The 21,977-nt window shown below is 29.4% G+C and carries 16 protein-coding genes and 1 other RNA gene; 2 read left to right on the top strand and 15 right to left on the bottom strand.

The window, feature by feature from the left end; translation table 11 throughout:
* Positions 1–108: 108 nt before the first annotated feature.
* From ACI48Q_RS06100 to ACI48Q_RS06060, 9 genes are all read right to left on the bottom strand, one after another.
* Entirely contained in the window at positions 109–969 is an 861-nt protein-coding gene (locus tag ACI48Q_RS06100; RefSeq protein ID WP_474918152.1) for a hypothetical protein, read from the bottom strand.
* Between the two features lie 245 nt (positions 970–1,214).
* Entirely contained in the window at positions 1,215–3,014 is a 1,800-nt protein-coding gene (locus ACI48Q_RS06095) for a MutS-related protein (RefSeq protein WP_474918151.1), read from the bottom strand.
* 111 nt (positions 3,015–3,125) lie between these two features.
* Positions 3,126–6,374: an FtsX-like permease family protein gene (locus ACI48Q_RS06090; RefSeq protein WP_474918150.1), complete on the bottom strand. Its 3,249-nt coding sequence runs from the start codon at positions 6,372–6,374 to the stop codon at positions 3,126–3,128.
* Between the two features lie 2 nt (positions 6,375–6,376).
* Positions 6,377–7,081, bottom strand: a complete 705-nt coding sequence (locus ACI48Q_RS06085; RefSeq protein WP_474918149.1) for an ABC transporter ATP-binding protein — start codon at positions 7,079–7,081, stop codon at positions 6,377–6,379.
* A gap of 143 nt (positions 7,082–7,224) precedes the next feature.
* A complete protein-coding gene (locus ACI48Q_RS06080) occupies positions 7,225–8,895 on the bottom strand; it encodes a peptide ABC transporter substrate-binding protein (RefSeq protein WP_474918148.1) in 1,671 nt (556 codons plus the stop codon).
* A 60-nt stretch (positions 8,896–8,955) separates the two neighbouring features.
* Positions 8,956–9,936: an ABC transporter ATP-binding protein gene (locus ACI48Q_RS06075; protein WP_474918147.1), complete on the bottom strand. Its 981-nt coding sequence runs from the start codon at positions 9,934–9,936 to the stop codon at positions 8,956–8,958.
* Entirely contained in the window at positions 9,929–10,945 is a 1,017-nt protein-coding gene (locus ACI48Q_RS06070; protein WP_474918146.1) for an ABC transporter ATP-binding protein, read from the bottom strand. Before ACI48Q_RS06070 ends, ACI48Q_RS06075 begins: the two co-directional genes overlap by 8 nt.
* Before the next feature lie 11 nt (positions 10,946–10,956).
* Positions 10,957–11,895 carry an ABC transporter permease gene (locus tag ACI48Q_RS06065; protein WP_474918145.1) on the bottom strand — a complete coding sequence of 313 codons (939 nt, stop codon included), beginning with the start codon at positions 11,893–11,895 and terminating at the stop codon, positions 10,957–10,959.
* An 11-nt stretch (positions 11,896–11,906) separates the two neighbouring features.
* Complete coding sequence (locus tag ACI48Q_RS06060; RefSeq protein ID WP_474918144.1) at positions 11,907–12,836, bottom strand: ABC transporter permease; 930 nt, start codon at positions 12,834–12,836, stop codon at positions 11,907–11,909.
* A 516-nt stretch (positions 12,837–13,352) separates the two neighbouring features.
* Here ACI48Q_RS06060 and ACI48Q_RS06055 point away from each other — a divergent pair.
* Positions 13,353–13,604: a PspC domain-containing protein gene (locus ACI48Q_RS06055; RefSeq protein WP_474918143.1), complete on the top strand. Its 252-nt coding sequence runs from the start codon at positions 13,353–13,355 to the stop codon at positions 13,602–13,604.
* Positions 13,605–13,691: 87 nt separating this feature from the next.
* Here ACI48Q_RS06055 and ACI48Q_RS06050 read toward each other — a convergent pair whose 3' ends face one another.
* On the bottom strand, positions 13,692–14,465 hold the full coding sequence (locus ACI48Q_RS06050; protein ID WP_474918142.1) for a sugar phosphate isomerase/epimerase family protein: 774 nt from the start codon (positions 14,463–14,465) through the stop codon (positions 13,692–13,694).
* A gap of 659 nt (positions 14,466–15,124) precedes the next feature.
* Here ACI48Q_RS06050 and ACI48Q_RS06045 point away from each other — a divergent pair.
* Positions 15,125–15,655: a hypothetical protein gene (locus tag ACI48Q_RS06045; RefSeq protein ID WP_474918141.1), complete on the top strand. Its 531-nt coding sequence runs from the start codon at positions 15,125–15,127 to the stop codon at positions 15,653–15,655.
* Between the two features lie 368 nt (positions 15,656–16,023).
* On the opposite strand, the gene ACI48Q_RS06040 is transcribed toward ACI48Q_RS06045, so the two are convergent.
* From ACI48Q_RS06040 to rnpB, 5 genes are all read right to left on the bottom strand, one after another.
* Positions 16,024–16,803 carry a divergent polysaccharide deacetylase family protein gene (locus ACI48Q_RS06040; RefSeq protein ID WP_474918140.1) on the bottom strand — a complete coding sequence of 260 codons (780 nt, stop codon included), beginning with the start codon at positions 16,801–16,803 and terminating at the stop codon, positions 16,024–16,026.
* Between the two features lie 271 nt (positions 16,804–17,074).
* On the bottom strand, positions 17,075–18,469 hold the full coding sequence (locus ACI48Q_RS06035) for an amino acid permease (RefSeq protein ID WP_474918139.1): 1,395 nt from the start codon (positions 18,467–18,469) through the stop codon (positions 17,075–17,077).
* 229 nt (positions 18,470–18,698) lie between these two features.
* On the bottom strand, positions 18,699–19,808 hold the full coding sequence (locus ACI48Q_RS06030) for an MGDG synthase family glycosyltransferase (RefSeq protein ID WP_474918138.1): 1,110 nt from the start codon (positions 19,806–19,808) through the stop codon (positions 18,699–18,701).
* A 453-nt stretch (positions 19,809–20,261) separates the two neighbouring features.
* Positions 20,262–21,080 carry a mechanosensitive ion channel family protein gene (locus tag ACI48Q_RS06025; protein ID WP_474918137.1) on the bottom strand — a complete coding sequence of 273 codons (819 nt, stop codon included), beginning with the start codon at positions 21,078–21,080 and terminating at the stop codon, positions 20,262–20,264.
* Between the two features lie 446 nt (positions 21,081–21,526).
* An RNA gene (gene rnpB, locus ACI48Q_RS06020) (RNase P RNA component class A) lies at positions 21,527–21,877 on the bottom strand.
* Between the last annotated feature and the right edge of the window lie 100 nt (positions 21,878–21,977).

Genomic DNA, 21,977 nt, shown 5'->3' with positions numbered 1-21,977 from the left:
CCTATATTAATGATACCCAAAGTAAGTACTAGATAATAACATCTGTACTTATAAAAATATCCTCTAACACAAATACTATTCTTATATATTTATATATTTCTATCTTTATTATCTATTTGAAAATATATATGCTTTATTTTGTGAACTAACTATAATATTATGACTAAGTTCTTCATTTCCCCATAAATTAAATACGTATCCCTCTACGGGTAAGTTCTCATCTTTTACTCTCTCAAAGATTCCATTTTTATTTATATAGTTTTTCCATTTTTTCACAGACCAACTTCCATATTCTCCTGAACATACAATTCCAAAAGACCTGTATGCACCTTTTGGTCTTATTTTATCTATATCTAATTGATTAAATACTTGGAAAAAATGCTCCTCCTCAATCAGTGAATCGTAAATTTCAATATGTTTTATTTTCCTAGGACTTATTTTATATACTCCTCGTTTAAAATCTGCTATAACTTTATAGGCAATAAGTTCCCCCTTGCCTTTCTTTATATATTCATACTCCAAATTATCTATATCTCCATTTCTCTTAAATTCCACACAAAAATCTTTTATTTTAACCTGTTTATTAAAATTCATATTATCTTTAATCAACTGGAAATCATTTTCTATTTTAAATAAGTATATATTTTTTGTTAATATTCCAACCTCTATTACCCTATCAAAACTCCAATATTGAATTTTAGGTATAATTAAAATATACAACATCATAAAAAAAACTAAACAAACTGATATCCTCTTTAAATTCATATTTGTTTTAGATTTGAACAATATTATGTATAATGACATACCTATAGGTATGGGAATCCAATTAAACTTTAATATAATAGCTCCGAGAATGAAATATCCTATTAATTTTAATAAAGTATCTCTTTCTTCCTCTGATTTATAATTCAAGTAAATAACTATAAGTAAAATAAAAGATATAAATATAAAAATAAGCTTTTCTATCAAAGTTAATTCCTCCCTACATAGATATTTAAAATAAATTCAAAAATAATTTACTATATTTAAATTATATCAAAATTTTTAGATTGTTTGTAAAAGTTATGAAAATTTAATTAACATAATATAAATAAAACTGTAACCTCATTTCATAATAAGGTTACAGTTTATAATTACAAAATATATGAAATCATTGTATAGACTTTTACTCCATTTTCCCATTTTAAATGAATAAATCATATATTATATTTATGTTACATATTAATGTCTATACCTGCCATTTTCATTAAATATAGTGCATTTCTAGTTGTACTTACACCATCTCTTAATTTATAATCAAAAAATAATTTATCGTCCTTATAATACTCTCTAAAATGATGATTCTCTATATACTGATTGCTCTCTGAAATGCCTCCTAACTCTAAATCATGGGTTGAAACTATACCCAGGACTGAATTATTGCTCAATTGATTTATAAGCATCTTAGCTCCAATATGCCTATCCATTGAATTTGTACCTTTAAATATTTCATCTATCAAAAAGAACACAGGTTTACTTTCCTTAGAAAGCGCTATAAGTTGCTTAACCCTAAGTATTTCAGCATAAAAAGAAGATATGCTCTCCTCCAAATTATCACTTGTTCTCATGAGGGTAAAAATATTCATTAAACTACAATCAAATTTTTCTGCTTTAACTCTAGTACCAACATAGGCTAAAACTAAGTTTATTCCTACGGTTCTTAGCATAGTGCTTTTACCTGCCATATTAGAACCTGTAATAAGATAAATTTTTCTATTTTTCTTTAAGCTAATATTGTTTGTTATGGCATTATTAAAAATTAATGGATGTCCAAGCTGAACCCCCTCAACAACAAGACTCTGATCCTCAATTTTAGGTATAGTCCAATCTCTGTTATCTCTATTTACATTACTTAAACTTAATAGGGATTCTATTTCAGCTATAACATTTATCATTTCTTCTATACTTTTTCCATTAGCCACCTTAAAACTTTCTAATTTGTAATTTATCCTATAATCCCAAAGAAATAATATATTTAATACCCAATAAAAAATATTTCCCCTATCTGCAACATTATTAGCAATATTGCTAAATTCTCTTATTCTCTTGGTTATACTACTTCCATCACCATGGAAAACCTCCTCTTTTAAGCTATTTAAATAACTTGAATCAAAGGTTGACTCTTCAAAATAACTTAATATATTGCCATATCTTTCAATATCCTTCTTATATATAAATATTTTTTGAAGATTCTCATTCCTATCTTTTATATCAAAAAGTATAAGCCCTATATTTATAGCAATAATAATCTTACTTAGATTAAATGAAAAGCTTGGAAAAACAAAGCGAATCATTACAGATAGTATTAATAGAAGTGTACTTATATTAGCTATTAAATACCATGTCTTCTTTGCAAACTTATTGACTACTTCATTACTCCACTGAATCAAAGATTTAGGATCTTTAAACTTTTCTTTTCCTATCAAGGCTTCTACCAAAAATCCTTCATAAAAACTATATTTTCCACTTAATTCCTCAATGGCAATTTGTCTTTGTAATATCTCCTCTTTTGAACCATGAGATTTTCCACTTAGAGTATCTTTAAGCCTAACTCTTCCTAAGGGTGTCACTGCTGAGCATATCCATTGAAAAAGTGAGTTCTCACCCAGAATATCTAAATCCTCCATATAACTATGGTTGTTTTCTATTAAGTCACTACCATTATCTAATTCTTTAATATTATGGTTATATCTCTTAATACTAACCTCATTTAATTCTATATTTTTTTTAATTCTTTCTAATTTCAATCTTATAATGCTATGCTTTTGGGTTAAATATAAAAATATTAGCCCTATTATTATAGTTATAAAAGCTATTATTCTATAGTTTTGTAATCTATAGAATGAAAATATAAATACTAAGCCTCCTATAAAGCATATAAGTCTAAGTGCCACATAAAAATTATTTTTCTGCTTATGGATTTCTTCTTCTTTTTTTAGCTCTTCTATCCTGTTTTTATATGTTATTTCTTTCATTTATATACCTCTCTTACTTAACTTACTAATACTCTATTATTGAACCCTGTATTTCCTTGCTTCATATAAAATATCTTCAGAATCTTTGTCTTGTTATTTTATATGCCTCAATTAATCTACAGATTTTAAAGATTCAACCATTGGTATATTTTTCAACTTGTAATACATTGATGTATTTACTAAAATAGCAAATAAGAATGTTAACATTGAAGAATACATAAAGCTGGTTACATCTAAGCTTCTTCCAAACATAAAGGCTTCCATCTCTGATGTTACTATTATGAATTTATGAAGAAATACCCCCAATAGTAACCCTGTCAATATTCCAATAATAGTTAATATAATATTCTCTCTATACACATATGCAGATACTTCTTTATCATAAAATCCAAGAACTTTAATAGTTGCTATTTCCCTTAATCTCTCGCTGATATTAACATTAGTAAGGTTATACAGTACCACAAAAGCGAGGGCCCCTGCTGAAACAATCATTACCAATATTACATAGTTAAGACTAGAAATCATATTGTGAAAATTATCTTTCACTCCCGTGTTAAAGTTCACTGATTTAACTTTAGGTATCTTTATAATCTCCATAGACATATTTGCTTCTTTCTCTATAGAAGGATTAGAAAGCTTAGTTATTATTTCATTAAATTTTGGTTTATAACCTAATTTTTTTTCAAAACACTTATTAGATATATATATATAATGATTTACATAGTTTTCAGATATGCCTTTAACCTCTAATTTCATATTTTCTTTATCATCATTAGTTAAAGTTATAGTGTCTCCAACTTTAATATCTAATCCTGTTGCAAGCTTTTCTGTAATTACAGCTCCATCTTTAGGCAAGGGTATCTCTTCTTTAGATTTTCTATTCTTTAGCGTAATAAACTCCTTAAATTTATCTTCTTCCTTAGGAACTACTAACGATATTTCCTTTTCACTGTTATCCTTTATGATTTTATAATTTAAGGTTTGTACATACATATGATTAGAGATTTCTTCATTATCACTTAAATATTTTTCTATATTCTCTTGTTCTACTGTAGTAGCTTTCCCATCAATTCCTATAGTCATGTCATATTTAAAAATCTCACCAAATTGTTTATCTACTATAATCTCTATAGAATCTTTTATCCCGAACCCTGCAACTAATAGAGCTGTACATCCTGATATTCCAAGAACTGTCATAAGAAATCTTTTCTTATATCTAAATATATTTCTTGCTGTTACTTTTTCAGTAAAGCTAAATCTCTTCCATAAGAAATTAACTCTTTCAAGAAGTATTCTTTTTCCATCTTTAGGTGCTTTAGGTCTCATAAGTAATGATGGAGTTTCCACCAATTCTTTGTAGCAAGCAAATATAGCAGCCATAGTAGTAGTAAGAACTGCTACTGACGTCCCTATTACCGCATATGGAACATTAAAATTTATCACTACTTCTGGCACATTATACATTATTCCATAGGCATTAAATATCACTATAGGAAACACTGTAAATCCTATGACAAGTCCTAACATACTCCCTGCCAGACTAGCAACTGCCGCATATATTATATACTTAGAAGCAATGGCTCCTTTACTATATCCAAGAGCTTTTAAAGTTCCCATATTAACTCGTTGTTCATCTACCATTCTTGTCATAGTAGTCAAGCATACTAGTGCAGCTACTAAAAAGAAAAATACTGGAAATACTTGTGCTATAGCATTAACTCTATCAGCTGCTCCTTTATAATCCATATAGCTATAATTCTTCTCTCTATCTAATACATACCACTTTGGTTCACTAATATTTTTAATATCATTTTCCGCTTTTACAATTTTCCTTTCCGCATCTTCAAATTGCTCTTCAGCTTCCTTTTTAGATTTATTATATTTTTCTTCTCCTGTTTTAATATCTATATTTCCTTGTTCTAAAGCATCTCTACCTTCTTTAAATTCTTTCTCTGCTGTTTTTATTCCACTATCAAGTTTTTCCTTCTCTTGTTCTAATTTTATTTTTGAAGAATCTAAGGTACTTCTAACAATCTTTAACTTTTCTTCCCCTTCAGCAAAAGCTATTTTATTTATTTGTACCTGTTGTTTAGATCTCTCTAAGCTATCTTGTGCTATAACTAAGCCTTGGTCCTTTTCCTTAATTTCCGTTTCTATTTTTATCTTCTCTTCAGCAGTAATATTAGGATTCTGTAAAGAACTCTCTAATACATCTATATACCCTTGTAGCTTTACTATATCTTCTTCTCCATTTTTAATAGCTTCTTCTCCCTGTTTAAGTTGAGTCTCTATTAATGGTTTCTTCTCATTGAACTCCTTTAAATTTTTAGCATACTCTTCTTCACGCTTTAAAAGCTGCTGTTCACCACTTTTTATTTCTGCTTTAGCTGCATTAATTGTTAAGTGAAATTCTTTCTCCTTATTCTTTAAAGCTATTTCTCCATTATCAGCATCACTCTTAGCTTTTTCTATTCCTTCTGCTGCTCTTTTCAATTCACTTTCAGCTTTTCCTTTTTTTTCTATATATTCTTGCTTACTTAATGAAAGTTTCTTATTGGCTTCATCTATGACTTCATCATATCTTAATTTAGCTCTCTTTTCTCCTATATCTTCAATTTCCTCCACCACAGGTTTTAGTAAGTTCCAGTATTTATCTCCATAGGTGAATTCACTTCTTGCATTTTTAACTGTTAAATATGCCTCTGTATAAATATCCTGCTTAAAATTTTCTTCTGGTATGATCACTATGTTATTTACTTTTCCACTTCCAATGCTACTGCTTCCTTTTTCATGAGATAAATATATAGGGCTTTGCACATATCCTACCACTGTATACTCATAATTTTCCAATTCCTCTTTTATATCTTTATCACTACCAGATTCAATTTTAATTTTAGAGCCTATGGGTAATGCAGTTTCGCTGAATTTACCTTTCTCAACTACGCATTCATTAAATTTCCTAGGCAATCTTCCTTCAATTAATAGAGGTCTATTTATAAAGTCCTCTTTCTGTGAATTAAGGTTATCTGTTGGTAAGCTTAATACTTTTAATACTAATTCACCATTGTCAAGTTTCGTTATCACATCCATTGAATGACTAGGAAAAACACCTTGTACCTGAGGTATTAATTTAAGGACTCCTATATCTTCTTTAGTTAAACCTAAAGTAGATAGCACAGTAAAATCCATAAAATTTTGATTATCATAATATTTATCTGCACTTAGTCTCATATCTGGTGCTGAGGCTTTAATTCCTGTAAAAAATGCTACCCCTAAAGTAATAATTGCAAAGATAGAAATAAATCTTCCCAAGGATTTTTTTATTTCCCTTAAGGTATCCTTAACCAAAGTATTTTTCATAACTACCATTCAATCCTTTCTATTGGCGTAGGATTGTCATTTTTAACAATACTATGGACTCTACCATTTTTAACTCTTATAACCTTATCACCCATTGGAGTAATGGCAAGGTTATGAGTTATAACTACAATGGTCATACCTATCTCTTTATTTGTGTCTTGAAGAAGTTTTAAAATAGCTTTTCCTGTATTATAATCCAATGCACCTGTAGGTTCATCACATAATAAAAGCTTTGGATTTTTTGCAAGTGCTCTAGCAATAGCTACTCTCTGTTGCTCTCCACCTGATAATTGAGCTGGGAAATTATTTCTTCTTTCTTTTAATCCTACTGCTTCTAATATTTTTTCTGGATCTAACGGATCCTTACATATCTCAGTAGCTAGTTCTATATTTTCAATAGCAGTTAAATTCTGAACTAAGTTATAAAATTGAAATACAAATCCAATATCATACCTTCTATAGGTAGTCAATTCTTTTGAATTGTAACCGCTTACTTTATTTTCATCCACATATATTTCGCCACTAGTAGTAGTATCCATTCCACCTAATATATTGAGAATAGTACTTTTCCCTGCACCACTAGCTCCTGCCACCACTACAAACTCACCTTTATCAATGGAAAAATCTACACCACTAAGAGCTTCGATCTCTACTTCACCCATCTTATATATTTTTTTTACATCCTTGAACTCAATATAACTCAACAAAGCTTCCTCCTATATCTTGAAATTACTTATTATAAAGTATACTTCTCCCTATAAAAATTAACAATGTATTTATTATTAAATTTCATAAATATGCTATAAAAAATAGATCATGGAAAAACTTCCACGATCTATTTCTCATCTTATTATTCTACATATGCTTCTTTAAAATCTAATAAACCTAGTGGTGTTTTAACAAAGCCTTTAACTTTTGGATTTGCGCATATTATATTACTATAATAGTATATTGGAATTATTGGCATATCCGCCATTAATAAATCTTCAGCTTTGTGTAACATTTCTGTTCTCTTAGCAACATCCACCTCTACTCTTGCAGAAGCTATTAACTTATCATATTCAGGATTTGAATAGCCCGCATTATTTTGACCATTGCCAGTTACCCACATATCTAAAAATGTCATTGGATCATTGTAATCTCCTATCCATCCATGTCTGGCTATAGAAAATTGGAAATTATTTCTTGTTTCTTGGAATACTGCCCACTCTTCATTTTTAAGCTCTACTTGTATACCTAAATTATTTTTCCACATATCTTGAACTGCTTGAGCAACCATTTGATGACCTTGGTTAGTATTAAATGTAAATGTTATTTTAGGGAATCCTTTTCCATCTGGATATCCAGCTTCTTTTAACAATTCTTTTGCCTTAGCTACATCTCCAGTTTCTGGTAAATATTTCTTATGGAATGGAGTATCCTTAGAATCTATTATTCCTGGTGGTACGTAGCTAGTTGCTGGTTCTTGTCCACCTTGACTTACTTTTTCAACTATCAATTTCTTATCAATAGCTAATTCCAAAGCAGTTCTAACTTTTGCATCCTTTAACACCTTAGCTGCTGCTGGATCAACTTTTTCTGCTTCATTGGATACATTAATTACATAGAAGTAAGTTCCAAAATAAGGATAAGCCTTAGCTGTTCCATCTGCTAATAATGATGGAATTTCAGTAGATGGTGGAGCTTCTATTAGGTCTATCTCTCCACTCTTAAAAGAATTTAGATAGGTAACTTGATCATCTATTAATGTATATTCTAATTTTTCTAATTTAACTTTATCTGCATCCCAGTAGTTTTCATTTTTTACAAAAGTTATACGTTCTTTTTCATTCCATTCTGACATTTTAAATGCACCATTACCTATATAGGATTCTGGTGAAAGTGCCCATTTATCTCCCTTAGATTCGATCATATCTTTTCTTACTGGAGCATAAGTTGCAAAAAATGTTAAATCTAAAAAATATGAAACAGGTGCCTCTAAAGTAACTTCTAACGTTTTCTCATCTAAAGCCTTAACTCCAACTTGATCTTCGGAAACCTTCTTATTGAAGTAAGCTTCCCCATTTTTAATATAGAATAATTGATAAGAATATTCTGCATTTACTTCAGGATTTAATGCTCTTTTCCAAGCATATTCAAAATCCCCGGCTACAACTGACTTTCCATCCGACCACTTTGCATTGTCTCTTAAGTGGAAGGTATAAACCTTACCATCTTCAGATAAATCAAACTTTTCTGCTACTCCAGGTACTGGTTTTGAATCCGCACCTTGTCTCATTAATCCTTCAAAGGCATTTGCTATAACAATACCTCCATCTGTTGCTGAGTTTAGCTGAGGGTCTAAAGTTTTCGGATCTGCTCCCAAATTATAAATGATTTTTTGTTCAACTGCAGGCTTATTTTCGTTAGGTTTCTTTTCTTCAACTTTCTCTTTTGAATTGCCACATCCCCACAGAGTAGTACCTAGAAATGTTGCACAGATTATTCCTGCTAAAAGCTTTTTAACCTTAACCTTTTTCATACTTTGCCTCCTCATTTTCATATTTATAGTAATTTAAAATTACTTCACCATAAAGGGTCTTTAAAGTAAATGACAAGCTGCGAAATGTTCACTAGATATTTCTTTTAATATTGGCTCTTCCTCACTACAAATTTTCTTTGCATATCTACATCTACTTTTAAATCTACAGCCTGGTGGTGGATCTATAGGGGATGGAATATCTCCCTCTAGTACAATTCTATTTCTGGCCTTTGCATCATCTGGATCTGGAATAGGTATTGCCGAAAGTAGTGCCTGAGTGTATGGATGTAATGGATTTTTATATACCTCATTGCTATCTGATATTTCAACAAGCTTACCTAAATACATTATTCCAACTCTATTAGATATATGCTTTACCATGGATAGATCATGGGCTATAAAAAGATAGGTCAACCCTAAATCATGCTGTAAATCCTCTAAGGTATTTACTATTTGAGCTTGAATAGAAACATCTAAGGCAGATATCGGTTCATCACATACAATAAATTCTGGATCTACTGCCAAGGCTCTAGCTATTCCTATTCTCTGCCTTTGTCCTCCTGAGAATTCATGAGGATATCTGCTCATATGATTATCATTTAACCCTACCTTATCAAGAAAGTATTTAACCTTCTCTTTTCTTTCTTTACCACTGCATATATTATGAATGTCCAGCGGTTCACCGATAATTTCTCCTACTGTTAATCTAGGATTGAGAGATGCATAGGGATCCTGAAATATCATTTGAATTTTTTTTCTATACGGTAGCATGTGTGAATTGGATAGATTAGTTATATTCTCTCCATTATAAAATATACTTCCCGCTGTAGGTTTATATAACTTCAACAGAGTTCTTCCTAAAGTACTTTTTCCGCATCCAGATTCGCCAACTAAACCTAAGGTTTCCCCTTTTCTTATCTTAAAGGATACTCCATCTACAGCCTTCAAAAATCCATTATTCTTTGAGAATATAGGTTTTTTAGTATTAAAATATTTGCTTAATCCATTTATCTCTATTAAAGTATTATCTAAATTACTCATGTGATTCCCTCCTTGCTATTGGAGTTTCCACCTTAGGTGATCTTTTATCATTTAACCAGCAGGCAGATGTATGCATATCTGAAATTTTATAATAAGGTGGCCTGTTATCCTTACATACTTTCATAGAATACTTACATCTAGCATAAAAAGGACATCCAGTTGGTGGTTTTAATAAGTCAGGTGGTTGACCACCTATAGGTTTTAGTCTTTCTTTTTCTAAAGTGCTAGGATTAGGTACACTACCTAACAAACCCCATGTATATGGATGTCTAGAGTTATAAAATATTTCTCTTACAGTCCCTTCTTCAATAATTAGACCTCCATACATTACATGAACTCTATCACAAATATCAGCTACTACGCCAAGATCATGAGTTATCAATATTATAGATGTGTTAAGCTTATTTTTTATATCCTTCATTATTTCCAATATTTGTGCTTGAATAGTAACATCTAAGGCTGTAGTTGGTTCATCTGCTATTAATAGCTTTGGATTACAAGAAAGTGCCATTGCAATCATAACCCTTTGCCTCATTCCACCTGAAAATTCATGTGGATATTGCTTCATTCTACTTTCAGCACTAGGTATTCCCACCAGTTGAAGTAATTCTACTGCCCTGGTAAAGGCCTGTTGAGTAGTAAAATTTTTATGAATAATTAGTGGTTCCATTATTTGTTTTCCTATAGTAATTAAAGGATTTAATGAGGTCATAGGATCTTGAAATATCATAGATATTAAATTTCCTCTTATTACCCCCATGTTTTTTTCAGCCATAGATACTAAATCTTGTCCTTCAAATAATACCTTTCCTTCTTTTATTCTTCCATTGTCATCTAGTAATTTTAATATAGACATCATGGTTATACTTTTACCACTTCCAGATTCTCCAACAATTCCTATTACTTCTCCAATATCTAACTTAAAGGATACTCCTCCAACAGCTTGCACTTCTCCAAATTGAGTATCGAAAGATGTCTTTAAATTAGTTACTTGTAATAATTCATTCATCTTTTCACCCCCTACTTTTTAATTTTTGGATCTAGAGCATCTCTTAATCCATCACCAAGTAAATTGAATGCAAGTATAGTCAAACATATAGCTAATGTAGGGAATAAAAGTTGATATGGATACAATCTTAAACTAGATAGAGCCTCATTGGCTAAAGTTCCCCAAGAAGCCGCTGGTGGTGCAATCCCTAATCCTATAAAGCTTAGAAATGCTTCTGTAAATATTGCTGAAGGAATTTGCAATGTCAAAGTTACAATAATTGGTCCTAAACAGTTAGGAATTAGATGTCTAAATAGAATTCTTTTTTGAGATGCTCCAATGGTTTTAGCAGCAAGAATAAATTCCTGCTCCTTCATTTGAAGTATCTCTGCCCTTACAATTCTAGCCATACCAATCCAGTAAGATATTGCTAATGCTATTATAATGTTAAACATTCCACCCTTCCCAAAAGCAACCATAAGTAAAATTACATATATAGTCATTGGTATTGAGTATATAATATCTATTATTCTCATCATAACACTATCTATCTTACCGCCTATAAACCCTGCTACTCCTCCATAAACTATACCTATAAAAAGATTAAGTATGGATGCTGTAAAAGCTATAATTAGGGAATATCTCGCTCCATACATAACTCTTACAAACATATCCCTTCCTAGTTGGTCTGTTCCAAACCAATACTCAGCTGAAGGACTTTCATTAATTATCATTAAATTATTGCTAACATAGTCATGCTTTGATAACATTGGTACAAATATTGCACTTAAAGTAATTAATATAATAAATATTAATCCAATATATGCTAATTTATTTTTTTTAAGTTTTCTCCAAGAGTCCTTCCAATAAGAAACACTAGGTCTAGAAATTGTATTTTTATCTTTCTCTTCCTCTGGTACAAAGGTAAAATCAACATCAAGAGGAATATTTATCTTTTCATTAACTTCCATAATTTCTCCCCCTATTGCTCTATATTTTCCAATTTAATTCTTGGATCTATGACAACATATAAAATATCTACTATAAGATTACATGTAATTATTAGTGCACTATAAAATATTGTTACTCCTAGTACTGCTGTATAGTCTCTATTTGAAATTGTATTAACAAACTCCCTACCTAGTCCCGGGATCGCAAATATTTTTTCTATTACGAAACTACCAGTTAATATTCCTGCAACAAGAGGTCCTAAATAAGTAACTATTGGAATTAATGTGTTTCTTAGAGCATGTTTCATAATTATATTATTTCTATTTACCCCTTTAGCTTTTGCAGTCCTTATATAATCTGATTTCATAACTTCTACTAATTTTGATCTAGATAATCTTGATATAAAAGCTATAGAATATCCTCCTAAGGCTATCGTTGGTAATATATAACTTTTCCAATCATTCAAGCCCGTTATAGGAAGAATTCCTAGCTTAACTCCAAATACATACATAAGCAAAGTAGCTATAACGAAACCAGGTACAGTTACCCCTAAGGTTGCTAAAACCATACACACTGAATCTGGCCATTTCCCATGGTTAAGCGCTGCTATTATTCCTAAGAAAACACCAAATAAAACTGATACAATTACAACTGATGTTCCTAACTTTGCTGAAGTTGGAAAAGAATATCCTATTATTTCTTGTACATCTCTTCCCTTATACTTCATGCTTGGACCTAAATCCCCTTTAAGCAAATCACCTAAGTACATTGCATATTGTTCATGAAGTGGCTTATCTAATCCATATTTAGCTTCAAGATTAGCTTTTATTTCTGGTGGAAGAGGTTTTTCACTATCAAATGGTCCACCTGGCATTAACTTCATTAAAAAGAAAGTGGCTGTTATAACTATGAATAAAGTTACTACACTCATACCTAATCTTTTTAAAATATATTTAATCAATTCTTCACCCCCAATAAATTTCATATTTAAATATATATATTCTTTTTTGCATTTATTCGTACTTTCACTAAAAGAGCATAAACTACTATAATCTATCCTAAAAATCCTATTCTTACATTATCTTTACCATTTATCACCTTCCTTTGAAAAGGTACCTTTTAGTATATTATACTATTAATTCTATATATTTCAATTAAATTTTTCGAATATTGAATAAAATGCATAAATATCTAAGTACACTTTCAATAAATTATTTTATTTTACATGAATTTATATATTTTTTATTTATATTTTATTAAAATTATATAATCTTTATATTATGTTCTATGAATTATCTTATCTGTAGACATGCTTCTTAAAATTAATAAATATATTATGCTGACATATACATTACATTAAGTTATAGCACAAATTAAACACATTCTTTAATGATAATTTTAATTAAATTTTTACTATTGTTACAGTATTAGTTATTTTGAGTTTATGCTATACTAAATATAATGTGAGGTGAAATGTATGTTAGAAAAGAAACTATATAAAGGGAGATATAATAAAAAATTAGATGGGGTTTGTGTAGGAATTGGAAATTATTTCAGTATAGATCCCACCCTTATAAGACTTTTATGGGTGATAGTCACCATTTTTTCTGCTTTTTTTGGAGGCGTTATAGCTTATATTATATGTGCATTGATAATTCCTACTGAACCAATGACTTCAAACTATGATTATTCTAATTACTCTGAGGATAGTCCCGATAATAAAGAATAGATGTATTAATTATTTATATATTTGTAAAAACCCATGGAATTAGACATTCCATGGGTTTTCTATTACCTTAAATTATGTACTATAATCTTATTCTCTTAATTGTAAAAAGTTCTTTTTCAATATATTTATGGATTTAATTAATTCTTCAGTATTAAAAACTTCTAGGGTGTAATTAGCATTGGGTGAATATATGCTCAGTAGTTCTAAAACCTCATGAATATCTATATTTCCGTTACTAAGTCCTCTATGACTATCTATATCTCCATAATTATTGTGTAGATGAACGTGTTTAATCCTTAAGTTTAATCCTCTAATCCAGTTATTAATATGATTTTTTGAACACACATTTACATGTCCAATATCTAAACATACTGAAAATTTATCTTCTCCCACAATATCTACTATTTCTTTAATATATCCATAATCTTCATCAAATCCATTTTCTATATGAATGCTTATATTGTTATCTTTATCGCTGTTAAATTTTCTCCAAAACTCAATAGATTTTTCTACCCACTGCTCTTCCCAATAAATTTTAGGTAAAAAGCCTGAATGATATATTATTCTATCACATGTTAATTCTTTAGCAACCTGATAGGCTTGATTAAATCTATGAAGTGTGGCAGCAGCAATTAAAGTGTCCTTGCTTCCTGGACTTAAATCTGCATAAGGTCCATGAAGTGATAGTTGTGGTTCGTAATTAAGCCTACTTATGCCATTTTTAAACTCCTCAATATGTTTCTCTCTCTCTTCTAAAATACAGCTATTTCCAAAAGTAACAACTTCTAATCCCACTTTAAATTCTTCTAAAACTGGAGCTAACTTCTCCATGGTGTTTAGCTCTGATATATATATTGTCATTTCTTACTCCTTTTCACACTATGTTATAAACCTATTATAAATATAAACCTCCTTTAAATCTATATGATAATAGTTGATATAAATCCATAATTTACTTATTGGAACCGTCTAAATCTAAATGCAGAAGGAATTAATATGTTATCTTTATTTAAAGATAACATATTAATTTATCAAGTTAAAGTTTTGCGCTATAAAGTGTTGACAAACAGAAAAAAATAATATAAAATAATATAAAAATTGGTATTAAATATGAAATTTATCGAATCAATATATAAGGAGAAAAATCATGAAAAAGTCTTATTTAAACAACTATTTAAATATGTTTAATATTTTTACAATGTATATTACTCTTGTGTTTAGTAATATGCTCTATTTATCATATTTTAAAGTTATGTTGTTTAGACCCGTAAGCTGGAATCATAATGGTTATAATCCAAAAGATATTTTGATGAATTTTTAGTAGCTTCATTAAGTTATATAACTTAATTTAATATATCTTAATTTATTACCCCTACCTAAAATAAAAGCTTATGACTGCTTCATAAGCTTTTATTTTTTTATTCTTGTATATTCTTTGTTCTTCTGTATTTTATATCAATAATTGTGTAATCAAATTAATTATTTCAGGCTTAAATATTTTGCTAGAGGAGTATTTTAAAATGTCAAATACTAAAATATCAAATCTATCGGTATCTTTAGATAAAGACAAGCACGAAACTTTTACTTCAGGTCTTGCCATTTTTCCTGTGGTGTTTTCTTTTGGGTTAGATCCAGCTTCTGGCCCTGGATTATTATTCCAAACAGTACCACTAGCTTTTTCAAAGATACCCTTAGGAAATATTTTACTTCTCTTTTTCTTTATACTTACAGAAATTGCGGCAACTTTTGCAATGACTTCCATAGTAGAATTTCCGGTGGCTTTCTTAGTTGAAGAAAAGGGGTTTTCTAGAAAAAAATCAGTACTCTTTATAGTGGGTTCTATGTCCATAATTGGTGTATTAACTGTACATCCAGAAAGTCTACTAGGCAATGTTCAAATTCTAGGTGTAAATCTATTTGATTTTTTTGGAATGTTATCTGATAACCTATTAATGCCTTTAGGTGGGTTATTAACAGCTTTATTCGTTGGCTATGTGATAAAAAAAAGAAGACTTAGAGACAGAACTTTCAAACAATGGAACTTTAAATAATGGAACACTATTAACTATATACAGATTTATATTGAGATATATTACACCTTTACTATTATTAATTGTTTCTCTTAATTGCTTAGGAATTTTAAAATTTTAATTTATATCTAATTAATATAAAATATTATAATGAAAAACAAAGCATTTTAGAGATATTCTCATATTTAAGTACATATTTGCTACTCTTTATATTTAAATATGCTGTACTTAATTTGCATTTTTCTCTATTATTGTGTATTATATTATTATAAACGATATACGATTTATCATTTAAATTTAATCCCAACTACAAAATTATTAAAGGTTGCCAATGGCAACCTTTAATAATTTATAGAAATATTTTTAGTTATTGTAATCAATATCTATAATTAGTTTATTTCTTCTAAAAATACAAACTTCACTCCTCTTTTTTCTAGAGATTGTATCTTAGCTTTTATTCCATATACTGTACTTTTCCCTCCTTGAGTTCCTACATGCCCAATTGCAATAGCATATCCCTTTTCCTTGGCAATTTCATAGGCTTTTTCTAAGGACTTTTCTACATTTTCTTGAGTAGATACATGATCAAGAAATACATCTCTTTCATAGTATTTTATCCCCATTTCCTTACATAGATCATTAGATGTAGTTTTACCAGAAGTTTTAGAGTTTAAAAAAAACATATTATTTTCCTTAATTACTTTAAGTATACATCTCATGACCCTCTCATCCTTTGTTGCCTTAGATCCCATATGATTATTTAATCCTTTTGCTCCCTTAACTTCTTCTAGTGCCGCCTTAACTCTATTCTCAATCTCCTCATCGCACAAATCCGTAGTTATAGATTTTTTACCAAAAGAATTTTTACTGCAATTACTAGCTTCCATCGGCATATGAATTATTACTTCCTTTCCATTACCAATAGCTAATTCTGATATCTCTTTGGATCTTACTTCAAATGGGATTACTGCAGCTGTTAAAGGAATATTTAATTCTAACATCTCTTTTGTTCCCTCGGCATTGTAACCAAAATCATCAATTACTATAGCTATTTTAAATTCTTTTTTCTCATCATCCTTTGCCTTAACGAACATACTATTAATACTACTATTTACAATAAAAATGACACCTATTAATGATAATATAACAATGATTCTATACTTTTTCATATCACTCTATCCTTTTGTATAAATTTAATACTAGTATGCGTCTTTTTTTATAACTTTATGTTTAAATATTTAGCGTTTTATCTTTAATCATATAAAAAGGATATTTAAACGCAGATTAAACTATGTCTAAATATCCTTTTTATACATTAATAAATATATTTTCAATATTTTACTACCAATACTATATTTCTTTACATATATTTTATATTTTTTTGCCGAATGCTACAATAAAAAAATAGCTTGTCTCATTTACTGAGACAAGCTATTTTTATTAATCAATTATTCCTGCTTCTTCTTTTAATTTATCTACATTTTTATTATCTTTATTTTTTTGTAACATCATATATACATAAACCGGTATTCCTACAAGCATTAGTAGGAATCCATACATTACAACCTCTGCACCTGTTCCATATATTGCATATATGGAATATGCAAAAGCAAGTAATGAGAAGAAAGAATTCTTTAAAAAGCTAAATATGTTAAACTCTTCACTTTTCTTAAATAATAAAACCATTTCTGCTGCAGCTGAAAATGAATATGCTGGCAAGAAAGATAATGTTGCTAGTAGTATCATAAAATCAAAGGCAGATTGTAATGTACCCACATAGTTCATTATTAATAACACATTCATACATATACCACTTATAACTAGCGATACTACTGGAGTATTATATTTAGGATTAACCTTTTTGAAAAATGAAGGGAATAACCCATCTTCTGCAGCTCCTACAGCACTTCTTGCTGTTGTTAAAAGCCATCCTACTGTTGCTCCTAAAGTTGATATTAAAGCTCCTACAGCTATAAATGCTCCACCCCACTTAGCTCCTGTAGCCTTATTGATAATATCTGCTAATGGAGCTGTAGAATTAGCAAGTTCACCTTGACTCATAGATCCCATAGCTACAACACTCATAACTATGTATATAATTGAAACTATAATTACACCGTATATTGTACTTTTTTTAATATTTTTCTCAGGATTTTTTATTTCTCCCCCAGCAACAGTAACACTTTCTAGTCCTACAAATGACCAAAGTGCTATTGCTATAGCTGCTGATAACGTTGACATTCCTGATACTTCAGGGCTTGTCACAGTATTAAAATAAGTTGGGTCAAAATTAATTCCAGCTATAACTATAAATACTACAAGTACTCCAACTTTTAATATGGTTGCTACTGTACCTACTATACCTACGTGCTTTGTACCAAAAATATTTATTGCAGTAAATATCCATACTACTGCGGTACATACTAAAAATGCTATTAATGGATTATTTGCTTGAGGTACAAAATAAACAAAATAACTCATAAATGCTGTTATAATTGCACAATTTCCTATCCATGAACCAATCCAAAAGGACCAAGCAATCAAAAACCCAGCAAAATCACCAAACGCTGCTCTTGTATAAACAATAGGTCCACCAGTTTTAGGCATTTTTGAACCTAAATTGGCAAAGCTCAGAGCAATAAGTAAAGATCCTATAGAAGTAATAATCCATGCAAGTATTGCTACTTTGGGATTTGTAACTCTTGCAAAACTAGATGGAGACATAAATATACCAGATCCAATTATGTTTCCAACAACAATTGCAGTAGCAGCAAATAAACCCAATTCTCTCTTAAGTTTACCATTTTCATTAATTAAATTATCCTTGTTACTCATTTCTTCACTCCTTTGCAAAATAAATTACATATAATTTGTCCACCATTAGTTTATAAGATTTTTAATAAACTTTCAACAATTAATTAAAAGTTTTTAAAATTTTTCAATTAAATCTATAATTCTGATAACTCTCGCAAGATTTATTGTCTATTTTTATCATATTTACCATTTTATTTACAATAAAAAAACTTCGTCATAGCTTTTATATAACGAAGTTTTTTAAATATTATTATCTATTTTTCAATTCATCTAATAATTTTCTAAAGCTATATTGTTTGTTAAAATTATTACAATTCTTCTCCATTAGTTGTAATTGACCTTTATCGCATAGTAATTTTTCCACAGTATGTCTGCATGTCTTTCCATCTCCTATGCTTATACCCATTCCTCTCGAAATAAGAAATTCTGCATTCTTTTCTTCCTGTCCTGGGATAGCATCAAAAACTAGCATTGGAATTTTTACATTTAATGCTTCAGAAATTGTCATACCACCAGGCTTAGTAATAAGTATATCTGCTACATGCATGAGATTGTTTATCTCGTCACTAAAACCTAAGATTTTTATTTCTTTATTTCTATTTTCCCCTGATTCTCTTAATAATTTTTTATATAATTTTTCATTACTACCACATACTGCAACTATTTGAAAATCAGCATTACTTTTCATTAAATCATTATAAATTTCCACTATGTTATTTACTCCAAAACTGCCACACATAAGTAATAGAACTGGTTTGTTTTCTTTTAGACCCATAGCTTTCAATACAGCACTTTTGTTAATTCTCTTTGTAAATATAGGATCAACAGGAATCCCATAGGGATATATTTTCTCTATTTCCACACCTCTACTCGTCATCTCCTCAACCATTTCTTCACAGGCAACTAAATATGCATCCACATTATCATCAATCCATAGATGATGTGGTGCATAATCTGTTATAGTACAGATTAAAGGAGCATTAACTATGTTTTTACTTTTAAGATTAGAAACCATTTCTGTTGCAAATGGATGTGTGGAAACAATATATTCTGGCTTTAGTTTATCTATAAGCTTTATTAGCTTTTTCGAAAAAATACCATTTAATCTTTCAACAAATTTAGCTAACAAACTATCTTTATCTGTATCATAATATAATTTACCAAAAACTCTAGGAGCATATTTGACACTTCCAATATACCCCTTAACTATAATCCAATTTAAAATAGTATTTATATATTTTATAGCATCAACTATATATACTTCTATATCCCCATCCTTTGATTCTAAATCTTTTTTAATTGCTTCTGCTGCCTTCATATGCCCTGCACCAGTGGTAGCAGATAACACTAGAATCTTCATAAAAAAATCACTCCAATTAATTATTCAATATTAATCATCAGCTATAATACTCTTTATATCATTAAACTTAAATTATCATATACTAATATAATATCACGTTTTCTCTATTCTTTAAATTAATATACTATTCTATTTTATTCCTCAAAATATTTAAAAGTCAAATGTATTTCTGGTAATTTATAAAGAAAAATACATAATGCGATAGAATACCTTCCTTTTCCTTCTATATATCTCAAATATCATATATGCTTTGTTAATTTATAACTTTAATAAAATATATTGGTTCAAAAGTAGAGATTTCTACCCTTGAACCAATCTCTTTTGATGCTTATCATAATCATTTAATATTTCTTCATAATATGGATTCATATGTGGAATGCATATATCGATATTTCCTCACTAATAATATTTTTTATTTTCTAATTCCTTAAAATTTATTTCTAAAATTTAAAACTAATCTTTTTTTATATGTATGTCCATCTGTTGGTAAGGAATACTTATACTCTCATCATCAAATTTAATTTTCACACACTCTAATAAATCAAAATGAACCTTCCAATAATCTTCATTTTTAACCCAAACCTTTACATCAAAATTTAGGTAACTTCCTCCATATTCCGATAATGATATAAATGGCTCTGGATTTTTAAGTATTAACCGGTGGGACTCTACAATAGTAGTAAGTACCCTTTTCACATTCACTATATCATCATCATATCCCACACTAAAGGTTAAATCCACTCTTCTCAATTCTTTTGAAGAGTAGTTTGTTACACTTCCATTAGCCAAGGTTCCATTAGGAATTAATATTTCTTTATTATCTGGAGTCACCAAGTGGGTATAAAAAATTCTTATTTTATCAACTACTCCTGAATAACCTGTAGCATCAATATAATCACCCACATTAAAAGGTCTAATTAATAAAATAATTACTCCACCCGCAAAATTTGATAAACTACCTTGTAATGCAAGTCCTATTGCTAACCCTGCAGATGCAATTAGTGCAGCTAGGCCTGCAGTCTCAATTTCTACATATCCCATGACTACAATTATTAGAATAATTTTTAAAACTATATCTACAAAAGCATCTAAAAATGACCTTAATGTTACATCTACGTTTTTTCGTTCTAAGAAGCTATTCATAGCTTTAATTATTTTCTTAATTATCTTCCATCCAATGTATATTATAACAATTCCAATAACAAGCTTTACTCCTTTTGTTGTAATCCAATCAATAAGCTTATTCAGTAAATTTTCTAAAGTTTTATTCATAAAGTTTCTCCTCACTAAGTTAATCTTATATTTATTATAATGTAATTTTTATTTATATTCAATTTTCATATTCAAAATTCGACAAAAAATATGAATTATTGACTATAGTCTTTAACTTTAATCACTTTCTATTAAAAAAATATATTTCTGTGATAAATATATCTCCTCATTTTATAGAAATTGATTTAATATTCTGTAAAATCATAGACACTTATGATAATATATGATATCATACTATATGAGGCGGTTTTAAAAACCTCCTTTGCAAAATTTTTACCAGATTAATTTGTCTAAGTCCTTGTTAAAAAGGTAGTTCTATAATAGAACTACCTTTTGCCTTTGCCTAAATAAGTTCTAAATACTTGCTTATTTAATAAAACATATTTTAAAAACACTAAAAATTGGCAATAAAAAAACACTAAGCTTTGAAACCTAGTGTTTTCAATGGTACGACTAAACCTATAAGCCGAGTTCTGTATTTGACAATCATCTATCTAGGCCTATTGTTACCAATAAGCTCAAGCGATACACCCGAGGACGGAGCGGGCAACCCCTTAAATGTCCTCCTATTGATCTTGCTCCAGATGGGGTTTACATAGCCGCAAAGTCGCCATTGCGCTGGTGAGCTCTTACCTCACCTTTCCATCCTTACCAGTACACTTACATGCCTTTGGCGGTATCTCTCTGTTGCACTTTCCTTAGAGTCGCCTCCACTGGGAGTTACCCAGCACCCTTGCCCTATGGAGCTCGGACTTTCCTCTCCTGACAATGTCAGCAGCGATTGTCTGGCTTACTCGCATTATTAATATTACCACATATAATTTAATATTGCAAATAAAATTTTAATATAAATATAAATTTTAGATAATTAAATTTTTAAAATATTTCTATATTCAT

Source organism: Clostridium sp. LXY-7, assembly GCF_056172015.1.
The sequence above is the reverse complement of the archived record's forward strand: the minus strand, read 5'-3'. Positions and strand labels throughout refer to the sequence as shown.